This is a genomic window from Aneurinibacillus tyrosinisolvens (genome assembly GCF_001015055.1).
Classification (GTDB): domain Bacteria; phylum Bacillota; class Bacilli; order Aneurinibacillales; family Aneurinibacillaceae; genus Aneurinibacillus_A; species Aneurinibacillus_A tyrosinisolvens.
Window position 1 is genome coordinate 1 of sequence record NZ_BBWZ01000083.1, and the last position, 8,905, is coordinate 8,905.

An 8,905-nucleotide genomic window follows, 5' to 3' on the forward strand; every position below is an offset into this window, starting at 1 on the left:
CTATTGAATGCACGAGGCGTGATGGGTTTAGTTATTGCTAATATTGGCCTTTCGACTGGTATTTTAACTATTGATATCTTTTCAATTTTGATAATAATGATAGTCGTCTCAACTGCATTAGCTACACCTATTTATCATCTCTCTTTAGACTATTCATGGAGGCGTTTTTTTTCTTTTGATTTATTAAAGGGGGAAAAACGGATAGAACTTCTTTATAAAGGTTTTGCTTATGTTTATAATAAAACAAGGAGGGGGATTTTATGAATCATTATTATTTATTCATGTTAACAACCCTATTGATTGCAATTACTCCGGGTGCTGATACAGTATTGGTGACCAAAAATACACTAGCTCAAGGTAAAAGGGTAGGTCTTAAAACGGTTGTTGGAATTTGCACAGGTATTATAATTCATGAATTGCTTGCAATTCTTGGGTTGTCTGCCATTATTGCTAGTTCTGTCTTACTTTTTGAATTTGTTAAATATGCTGGCGCTGCTTTCCTTATTTACATGGGAATATCGACCCTCTTTTCAAAGAAAAAAAATATAACAGCACATATAACTACTTCGGGGAAAACGTCTAAAAGCTCTTCTTTTTTGCAAGGAGTGTTCTCCAATGTACTTAACCCCAAAGCCGTTATTTTTTTTGTTTCATTTTTACCACAATTTATCGTACGTGGAGAGAACACTTTATTACAGATGTTTTTATTAGGGGTAGTTCCAGTTTTTATAACTCTAATATGGTTAGTCATCTATGTTTATTTGATTGATTACGTTCGCATATGGTTTAATAAACCATCTTTTCAATCTGCATTTCAACGAATAACAGGATTTATGCTGATAACACTTGGAATGAAATTGGTTTTTGAAAAGAGATAATCTATTTTTTAACCATTATATACAAATGTTTCTCAGCCGGTTCTTCTATCCTTAGAGTAGAAAAACCGGCTTTTTGTTTTAAGAATATGTCTTGACCCATGTTTTCTCGAAAATATTGGAGTAATAAACTCAACTTTCGCAGAGCGATAAGCCATGAGGCTCCTTACTGTATAAGGCCTCATAGTGATTCAGAAACATAGATGGACAATATCGCTGAAAAGTGCGCTGAAAATAGAAAAACACCGCTCCGTTTGGTAAAGTAATTGTGTCTGGCAATAACTACCCTACGGAAGAGGTGTCCTCTATATGATAGAACAAAAACAACAGAAGAATCAACTTCCTAAAGAAATTCAGTCCGCTTTTACGGAGCTAAAAGTACTACAACACTTGAAAACCGTAGGTTTTAAAAAACGATTTGGCTTTTCTTGCTCCTATCTATTCCAACTTGTCTTTGTGCTCTTGTTTCATCATAAAAACTGGTTTCGGATGCTGGAAAGTGACCGGGGAGAATCCTTCCCTGGCAAGGATACCGTCTATCGATTTTTGAACCATGCCGGATATCCATGGCGCCGTTTTCTGACCTTGTTAAGTACCACTACGATCGAGAAGGTTCGCCCTTTAACTTCAACCCGGCGCGTAACGGCTTTTATTGTCGATGATTCCATGTTTGAACGGAATCGAAGCAAGGCGGTCGAACTGCTTGCGCGGTTCAAAGATCATGCGACATGCTGTTACTACAAGGGATATCGGATGCTCACACTCGGTTGGTCAGACGGTCATACCTTCATTCCTGTGGATTTCTCTTTACTTGGCTCCCTTAAATCGCAAATCCATGGCATCACCGAAGGGGTGGATAAGCGCACATCCGGCTATAAGCGGCGAATAGAAGCCCTGCGGCCCGCCCCGCACTTGATCCCTGAGATGCTGGATCGTGCGATGGATGCAGGCGTGACGGCTTCCCATGTACTCATGGACAGTTGGTTCACGCATGCCCCTCTCGTGAAGGAAGTCGTCGGAAGAGGACTCCATGCCGTCGGCATGGTCAAGGCAGATAATAAACGCTACCAGATAGGGATGGAATCTCTGTCGCTGCAGGAACTTTACTACGCTGCAACGCCGATTAAAAGAAGGAACAAAGGCGTTTTACGTTCTATCCGCGCCGAATTAGCAGGCGTTCCGATTATTATGGTCTTTGTGCGTCACCGTTCGAAGAAAAAGGAATGGCTGGCTATTTTGTGCACCGATTTATCCTTAACGGAAGAAGAAATCATTCAAACCTACGGGATCCGCTGGGATATTGAGGTCTTTTTCAAATGTAGGAAATCCTTGTTGCGTCTGCAAAAAGAATTTCAAGGACGCTCCTATGACCTGTTGATTAGTCATACAACGATTGTGTTCTCTCGCTATATTGTATTGGCCTGGCAGCATCGACAAAGTACAGACGACCGTTCGTTGGGCGGTTTATTTCTTGCGCTTTGCGATGAAGTTTGCGAACTGGATTGGGCGATTGCATTACATCAACTCTTCGAGTTGATCACGGATATTGCCAAAAAAACCAGCAAGAAACTCTCAAAATTCATTCAAAGTCAACTCCAACAATGGATTTCTGGTTTGCCCAGCTACATCAAGGCTTACCTACCTAATTTAAACTGCGAAAGTTGAGTTAATAAAATGTAATTTCATCTTTTTTATTCATTTTCTTCTTTTTTTTTCTAATAAATAACCCCCAAATGAAAACGAACGGAAACACCGTCCACAGACAGACATTGCAAAAGGAATGGATGAATGCCCCTTTTCCCGTTAATAAGGTAGGGGCAAGTGAAAGGCATACGATTCCCGACAAGATAAATACCCCAGCGATAACCCAATCGATATTTTTCATCGGATGTTATCCTCCTGTGGGATGGGAAAAGTTAACGTGAATTTTGTTCCTATACCTAGGTTACTTTCCACTTGAAGGGAGCCACCTTGAATTTCCACTAATCTTTTAACAATGGCTAAACCAAGCCCCGAACCTCCATACTCTCGTGAACGAGACTTTTCCACCCTATGAATGCGAAATGGACGATTGAATATCCTGTGTGGAAGAAAGCATAAGTACTGCTCCATTAAAATGACCATTGGACATCACTGGTTTGCCAATTAGAATACTCTCTGGTGCATTCAGGTGGCTTTCAATGGGTGTACCCGCTTTTAAAAGCTCCCATTCATCCGACGAAAGCACTTCGTTTAGCCTAACATTTGTCCCCGAATTTAATGCAATCTTCCTTGAAGAATCCAATAAAATAACATCACTTTTTGTCATGTGAGAAGCGACCAAAATACTGGGTTCTACTTCTTTATAATTTTTACTTGCGATAATTTCAATACAATACTATTCATTTGTTTTTTTCTTCCCTCGAAGCTTATATCCATGACCCCATATCGTTTGTATAGGATTAAAGGGGCATCCAGCTTTCTTCAATTTCTCTCGAATATTTTTTATATGTTGGTCAACAGCTCGAAAATCACCATAAAAATCCGCTCCCCAAATTCTTTCCAACAATTCTTCTCTGCTAAAGGCACGACTCGGATTTTTAGCAAGGAGAAAAAATAAATCGAATTCTTTCGGAGTAAGGGCTACAGCGTTATTTTCAATCCACAATTCCCTCGATTCAGGTTTAATCGTTATTTCATCGATTACAATTACCTGATCACTGGACTGTCTTTGGTTGAAAGGAATTCTTCGTAGCAGCGCTTTAACTCTTGCCAAAAATTCATCTTTATCGAAGGGCTTCGTAAGATAATCATCTGCGCCGAGGTTTAATCCATATACTTTATCCTTGGTATCAGTGATTGCGGTAAGGAACAGGATGGGTACGTTACTTTTTTTCTCCTCTCTTTACAGACCTCCCAGCCATCCATTTCCGGCATCATAATGTCCAAAATGACAAGGTGAAATTGATTTACGTTGAATACCTTTATTGCTTGGAGTCCTGACTCTGCTTCAATAATGTTCCATTCCGGATTGCTTAAATACAGTCTGATTAGGTTGCGCATATTCCATTCATCATCTATAACCAAAATGTTTAACTTATTTGATTCCAATAAAAACACCATCCCGTAAAATCCAATAGTAATTTTATTTTAACCCATAAAATTGAAGAAAGTATGTAGAGCCGTCTATAAGTATGGTTTTGGTGTTTATGGAACAGTGTTCATGAGTCATTCGGAAAGGCAGTTTAAAATAAAGTAACTCTTTCGAAAATGTCGAAGGATTATTTTATGCATAAATGATAAGGAGAGTCGATCCAAAGCAGGCTCGTCTTTTTACATATTCCAAGTAAGATGTGATTAAAAAAATAAATAAAAATACATTTACATACTATAGAGGGGTATGCTATATTGTGGTTGAGAAGAGAGATGAAAATCTTGGAAGAAAAAATAGAACTACAAGAACAGAGTTGCTGTTCTCAAGATGAACATAAAAAAAGTCACCATGAAGAACAAGATTACGAGTAGTGTAACGTATATTAGCCACCCAAAAGAGGTGTGGGTTGCCATTTTCCTATCTAAATTTTTTTGAACAAAATATACCTTTATGGGGTATATAGAAGAAGGATTAGGATATGGAACAAAAATAAGCAACGATTAGTATAACAAGAATAACATATGCTGTCTTCGTCGTCGTATTTAAAAAGGGGCGGTGAGAAAGTAAAAAGGATTTCAGGCGCAGCGGTGAACCTGGCATTGGAAAGAGTTTCACTGATGTTTAGGAAATGGTTTAAAAATTTATCAATTTACTAATCAAAACGAGGAGAGATAACAATGAATCATCAGCATGTTCATAAAAAAATGGCTACAACTGTAGCTACTTCATTATCATCAATACTTTTTTCGATTATTGCCTCTTCGCACCACTGGCTTCATGTAGGAATTCTATTTTTGCTTGGAAGTTCAACAAATATGATGGCTACCATGTCCGGTGTACTATGGGTTCGAAGAACAATGATTATCGCTACGTTCATTACCGCTATTTACTCAGGCTATCGCCTCAGTAAGCACAAACATATGCCTGTTTGGATGAAGGTCATGACTTCTTTATCTGTTTTAATTTCCTTTGGTTTTGTCATTTATACATTATATAAATTTGGCTGGTAGGAGGGAATGGGTAATGAGTTTACAATTTGATAAGGATTTGTCGGTTCTTGGTTGGGAAGAGGTAAAAAGAAGACAGCTTCAAAGAATGCCGCTTGTCGATGAATGGATTCAGTTAATCCAATTACAATCAGGGAATTCAGTATTAGATATAGGGCCTGGCCCAGGTATGTTTACCCTACGTTATGCGGAAGCAGTGGGGAATACCGGAAATGTCATTGCATTGGAGAAATCGCAGGGAGCAATCGAGTTTCTTTTAAAGGAATTCAATCAAAGATATAGTAATATCAAGGTTGTTATGGGGGATGCTGAAGAATTTAAATTTGGCAGCATAGGCCCTGTTGATATTATTATGGCAACGGATATCCTGCATCATACGGATTCACCAAAACAAATATTGAAAAATCTTTATGGCCATATTCATTCGAAGGAAACACGTATATTAGTATCTGAATCTGATCCTAATTCAATGGGACAATATGGGCCACCTATTAGCCATCGCATTCCAGCCAATGATATGAGAGACTGGATTAAAGAAGTTGATTTTTCAATTATCAGTCACGGAAGGCAACAATATGAGCATTACTATTTTTTGTTAAACAAGGAATGAAAGAATTTCTTGTGAAAATTTAATACTATACATGGGTATCGTAAAATGGGCTAACGGAAGTTCCTTAAATAAATTCATGTTAAGACTTTATTTTGTTAACCAACGAGAATTGATTACACTCTGAGGGGAGAACGAAAATGAACATTTTACTGTTACAGTGGGGACTCATTTCCTTTGTGCTGGGCATCGTTTTATCACTTCCACTTGCGGCGGTGTACTACCAGAACTCGCCACAAATGGGCAAAAATATTTACAAATCCTCGAAAGCTAAAATCGGCCCATTTAGATTTTTTCATGCAAGCTTTAGCCATCGGATTTGTTTATTTATTGGAATGGGCGGTGAAATCGGATTTCCCCTTATATGTAGTCATACCCTTAGTTTTTGGAACGATATGCAATCCGCTTTTACTCCTCCTAGAAGCAACACCTCTATACCATTCAGGACTTACTGCAATTGTTTATCGGTTCCTCAAAGCAACCAGCCCAGTCTCATTACTCTTTGCTTGGTTTGCCATAGCATTGTTCTTTTTACCTATGTACTTGATGATTTTGCTTTCAGTTATTGTTCTGATTGGACTGCTCCTGATATTAAATTGGTGGAATCATTACAGACGATTTTGGTAGGACAAATGTAGAAGGCGTTTATGCGGCGGGGGATACTTCCGTTATTGCACCTTCTCAAGTAATCATTGCAGCAGCTGAAGGGAGCCGAGCTGCCATTGGAGTTAATTCAGATTTAACACAGGAATCCGTTTCTAGATTACCCTAAAAGAATAAGACATGTAGACAAAACAGCAAATTAAAAAATAGCCCTATTTCACATACTATACAATTTTCAAAATGCAGACTTTTACCTAAGTTATCCTCTTTATATAAGAAAGGAGGAACTAAAATACAAAGCTATCTGGTTGGTGATTTCAAAAAAATAAATAAAAAGTATATTGTATACATTAGGGGGGTATGCTATATTATAAACAGGAAGGGAGATGATTTTTCTTGGAAGAAACAATGGAAGTCGAAAACACAAGTTGCTGCTCCCCAAACGGACATCGAGAAAGTCATCATTCTGAGAAAGTGAAAGCTAATTTGGTCGCACGGTTAAACCGAATTGAAGGTCAAGTTCGGGGCGTGAAGGGCATGATTGAAAGGGATACCTACTGTGATGATGTCCTCAATCAATTGGCTGCCATTCAGTCGGCACTAAACAGTGTAGGGAAGCTTCTTCTAGAAGGACATATGAAAAGCTGCGTCATTGAACGAATTCAAGAGGGCGACCATGAAGTCATTAATGAACTGCTTAAAACGATGGGTAAACTCATCAAGTAACATAAATAAGAAAGGGGAAATATAAAAATGAAAAACATTACATTACGGGTAGAAGGTATGTCCTGCGGTCATTGCGTGAATGCTGTCGAGGGAGCATTGAAAGAGGTAGGTGCTTCAGGAAAAGTGAATTTAGAAAGCAAGTCCGTTGCCGTGGAATACGATGAAAGTAAAGTGTCCCTTGAAAAAATTAAAGAAGCGATTGAAGATCAAGGGTACGATGTGGTGTAAGCTATATCAGCCACTCCCTTAAAGAGTGGCTGCCCATTTTCCTATCTAAATTTTTTTTGAATAAATCATACCCCTATAGGGTATATTGGAGGAGGTAGTGATATGGAACAAAAACAAACAACAATTGGCATTACAGGCATGACATGTGCTGCTTGCGCAACCCGCATCGAAAAGGGATTAAATAAGCTGCCGGGTGTCACAAAAGCAACTGTGAATTTGGCGCTGGAAACGGCTCACGTAGAATATGCACCGTCTGAGGTTTCGATAGAAGAGATGGTTCGCAAAGTCGATAAGCTTGGATATAAAGCGGCCTTGAAAAAAGAAGAGGAACATGGGGAAAGTGAGCAGCGGCAAAAAGAACTCACTCGTCAAAAACAAAAACTTATCGCCTCCGCCATTTTATCTTTTCCCCTGCTCTGGGCAATGGTGAGCCACTTTTCCTTCACCTCTTTTATTTGGCTTCCTGAAGCGTTGATGAACCCATGGGTACAGCTGGCATTGGCTACTCCGGTGCAGTTTATTATTGGAAGGCAGTTCTATGAGGGAGCCTATAAAGCCCTTCGTAACGGAAGCGCGAATATGGATGTACTGGTTGCATTGGGAACATCGGCGGCGTACTTCTACAGTTTATATCTCACCATTCAATCGATCGGGAACCCTCATCATATGGTGGATATGTATTATGAAACGAGCGCTGTCTTAATTACACTCATCCTTCTAGGGAAGCTATTTGAGGCTCTTGCAAAAGGGCGCACCTCAGAAGCCATTAAGACATTAATGGGACTCCAGGCAAAAACAGCCCTTATCATACGAGATAATCAAGAAATCACTGTTCCTATTGAAGAAGTGGTGGTTGGAGATATCATGGTCATAAAACCAGGGGAAAAAGTGCCGGCGGATGGAGAGGTTGTTGAGGGACGCTCCGCGGTAGATGAGTCCATGTTAACAGGGGAAAGCATCCCTGTTGAGAAACAAGTGGGAGAACCATTATTTGGAGCTACCGTCAATAAGAACGGCGTATTAAAAGCAAAGGCAACCAAGGTTGGTAGAGAAACCGCTTTGGCGCAAATTATCAAAGTGGTTGAAGAAGCACAGGGTTCCAAAGCGCCCATTCAGCGGGTTGCAGATAAAATTTCAGGAATTTTTGTACCAATCGTAGTCGGGATTGCCGTTGTTGTTTTTCTTATTTGGTACTTATGGATAGCACCTGGTGATTTTGCTAACGCGCTTGAAAAGCTCATTGCTGTACTCGTTATCGCTTGCCCGTGTGCCTTGGGGCTGGCCACACCCACTTCCATCATGGCAGGCTCCGGTCGGGCTGCTGAACTTGGCATCCTGTTCAAAGGGGGCGAGCATTTAGAGGCAGCCCATAAGGTAGAGGTTGTCATGGTGGATAAAACAGGAACCGTTACAAAAGGAAAGCCGGAACTAACAGATGTGATTACAGAAGGAATCGAAGAATCCACCTTTCTACAGTTGGTGGGCAGTGCAGAGAAAAATTCTGAACATCCACTTGCAGAAGCCATTGTTTCAGGCGCTGTGGAAAAAGGAACATCTATACCAACAGCTGAACAGTTTGAAGCCATTCCCGGCTATGGTATACGAGCGATAGTGGAAGGAAGAGAAGTGCTAGTTGGCACACGCAAATTGATGGATCAGTACGGTATTTCTGTAAATCATGTCTTTGAAACAATGAATCAGCTCGAACAGAAAGGAAAGACCGCTA

Annotated in this window: 13 protein-coding genes and 2 pseudogenes; 10 read left to right on the forward strand and 5 right to left on the reverse strand. The window is 39.9% G+C overall.

Annotation, left to right across the window (positions count from 1 at the left end; genetic code table 11):
- The 3 genes and pseudogenes from MBEAL2_RS27890 to MBEAL2_RS27900 form a co-directional block, all read left to right on the forward strand.
- A pseudogene (locus MBEAL2_RS27890) lies at positions 1–264 on the forward strand (hypothetical protein); the annotation flags it as partial.
- Positions 261–878, forward strand: a complete 618-nt coding sequence (locus MBEAL2_RS27895) for a LysE family translocator (protein WP_047155455.1) — start codon at positions 261–263, stop codon at positions 876–878. The pseudogene MBEAL2_RS27890 and the gene MBEAL2_RS27895, both read left to right, overlap by 4 nt.
- Before the next feature lie 306 nt (positions 879–1,184).
- Positions 1,185–2,540, forward strand: coding sequence for an IS4 family transposase (locus MBEAL2_RS27900; RefSeq protein ID WP_047155456.1), 1,356 nt, complete (start codon positions 1,185–1,187; stop codon positions 2,538–2,540).
- Position 2,541: 1 nt separating this feature from the next.
- Here the strand turns inward: MBEAL2_RS27900 and MBEAL2_RS27905 are convergent, their stop codons facing one another.
- The 5 genes and pseudogenes from MBEAL2_RS27905 to MBEAL2_RS34265 form a co-directional block, all read right to left on the reverse strand.
- Positions 2,542–2,760 (reverse strand): hypothetical protein, encoded by a 219-nt coding sequence (locus MBEAL2_RS27905; RefSeq protein WP_047155457.1) that lies wholly within the window; start codon positions 2,758–2,760, stop codon positions 2,542–2,544.
- A complete protein-coding gene (locus MBEAL2_RS30835; RefSeq protein WP_082130237.1) occupies positions 2,757–2,999 on the reverse strand; it encodes an ATP-binding protein in 243 nt (80 codons plus the stop codon). The genes MBEAL2_RS27905 and MBEAL2_RS30835 overlap by 4 nt, the downstream gene beginning before the upstream one ends.
- Positions 2,926–3,183, reverse strand: a complete 258-nt coding sequence (locus tag MBEAL2_RS32360) for a hypothetical protein (protein ID WP_047155458.1) — start codon at positions 3,181–3,183, stop codon at positions 2,926–2,928. The genes MBEAL2_RS30835 and MBEAL2_RS32360 overlap by 74 nt, the downstream gene beginning before the upstream one ends.
- Positions 3,184–3,252: 69 nt before the next feature.
- Positions 3,253–3,630, reverse strand: coding sequence for a winged helix-turn-helix domain-containing protein (locus MBEAL2_RS34260; RefSeq protein ID WP_369405547.1), 378 nt, complete (start codon positions 3,628–3,630; stop codon positions 3,253–3,255).
- Positions 3,631–3,675: 45 nt separating this feature from the next.
- Positions 3,676–3,977 (reverse strand): annotated as a pseudogene (locus MBEAL2_RS34265) (response regulator); the annotation flags it as partial.
- 708 nt (positions 3,978–4,685) lie between these two features.
- On the opposite strand from MBEAL2_RS34265, the gene MBEAL2_RS27920 reads away from it, so the two are divergent.
- The 7 genes from MBEAL2_RS27920 to MBEAL2_RS27945 all read left to right on the forward strand — a co-directional run.
- Positions 4,686–5,018 (forward strand): hypothetical protein, encoded by a 333-nt coding sequence (locus MBEAL2_RS27920; RefSeq protein WP_052948078.1) that lies wholly within the window; start codon positions 4,686–4,688, stop codon positions 5,016–5,018.
- A 13-nt stretch (positions 5,019–5,031) separates the two neighbouring features.
- Positions 5,032–5,625, forward strand: a complete 594-nt coding sequence (locus MBEAL2_RS27925) for a class I SAM-dependent methyltransferase (RefSeq protein WP_047155459.1) — start codon at positions 5,032–5,034, stop codon at positions 5,623–5,625.
- A gap of 137 nt (positions 5,626–5,762) precedes the next feature.
- A complete protein-coding gene (locus MBEAL2_RS27930) occupies positions 5,763–6,260 on the forward strand; it encodes a hypothetical protein (protein WP_047155460.1) in 498 nt (165 codons plus the stop codon).
- A complete protein-coding gene (locus tag MBEAL2_RS33395; RefSeq protein ID WP_439644909.1) occupies positions 6,230–6,394 on the forward strand; it encodes a hypothetical protein in 165 nt (54 codons plus the stop codon). Before MBEAL2_RS27930 ends, MBEAL2_RS33395 begins: the two co-directional genes overlap by 31 nt.
- A gap of 239 nt (positions 6,395–6,633) precedes the next feature.
- On the forward strand, positions 6,634–6,951 hold the full coding sequence (locus tag MBEAL2_RS27935) for a metal-sensitive transcriptional regulator (RefSeq protein ID WP_047155464.1): 318 nt from the start codon (positions 6,634–6,636) through the stop codon (positions 6,949–6,951).
- 27 nt (positions 6,952–6,978) lie between these two features.
- Positions 6,979–7,179, forward strand: coding sequence for a copper chaperone CopZ (gene copZ, locus MBEAL2_RS27940; protein WP_047155461.1), 201 nt, complete (start codon positions 6,979–6,981; stop codon positions 7,177–7,179).
- Positions 7,180–7,281: 102 nt separating this feature from the next.
- Positions 7,282–8,905, forward strand: a 1,624-nt coding sequence (locus MBEAL2_RS27945) for a heavy metal translocating P-type ATPase (RefSeq protein ID WP_047155462.1), incomplete at its 3' end; no start/stop codon positions are given.

Bases quoted from the DNA above. Each gene is read 5' to 3' on its own strand.
- MBEAL2_RS27900 (WP_047155456.1), top strand. From the start codon at position 1,185: ATGATAGAACAAAAACAACAGAAGAATCAACTTCCTAAAGAAATTCAG.
- MBEAL2_RS27905 (WP_047155457.1), bottom strand. From the start codon at position 2,760: ATGAAAAATATCGATTGGGTTATCGCTGGGGTATTTATCTTGTCGGGA.
- MBEAL2_RS27930 (WP_047155460.1), top strand. From the start codon at position 5,763: ATGAACATTTTACTGTTACAGTGGGGACTCATTTCCTTTGTGCTGGGC.
- MBEAL2_RS30835 (WP_082130237.1), bottom strand. From the start codon at position 2,999: ATGGTCATTTTAATGGAGCAGTACTTATGCTTTCTTCCACACAGGATA.
- MBEAL2_RS27920 (WP_052948078.1), top strand. From the start codon at position 4,686: ATGAATCATCAGCATGTTCATAAAAAAATGGCTACAACTGTAGCTACT.
- MBEAL2_RS27925 (WP_047155459.1), top strand. From the start codon at position 5,032: ATGAGTTTACAATTTGATAAGGATTTGTCGGTTCTTGGTTGGGAAGAG.
- copZ (WP_047155461.1), top strand. From the start codon at position 6,979: ATGAAAAACATTACATTACGGGTAGAAGGTATGTCCTGCGGTCATTGC.
- MBEAL2_RS27935 (WP_047155464.1), top strand. From the start codon at position 6,634: ATGGAAGTCGAAAACACAAGTTGCTGCTCCCCAAACGGACATCGAGAA.
- MBEAL2_RS27895 (WP_047155455.1), top strand. From the start codon at position 261: ATGAATCATTATTATTTATTCATGTTAACAACCCTATTGATTGCAATT.
- MBEAL2_RS32360 (WP_047155458.1), bottom strand. From the start codon at position 3,183: ATGACAAAAAGTGATGTTATTTTATTGGATTCTTCAAGGAAGATTGCA.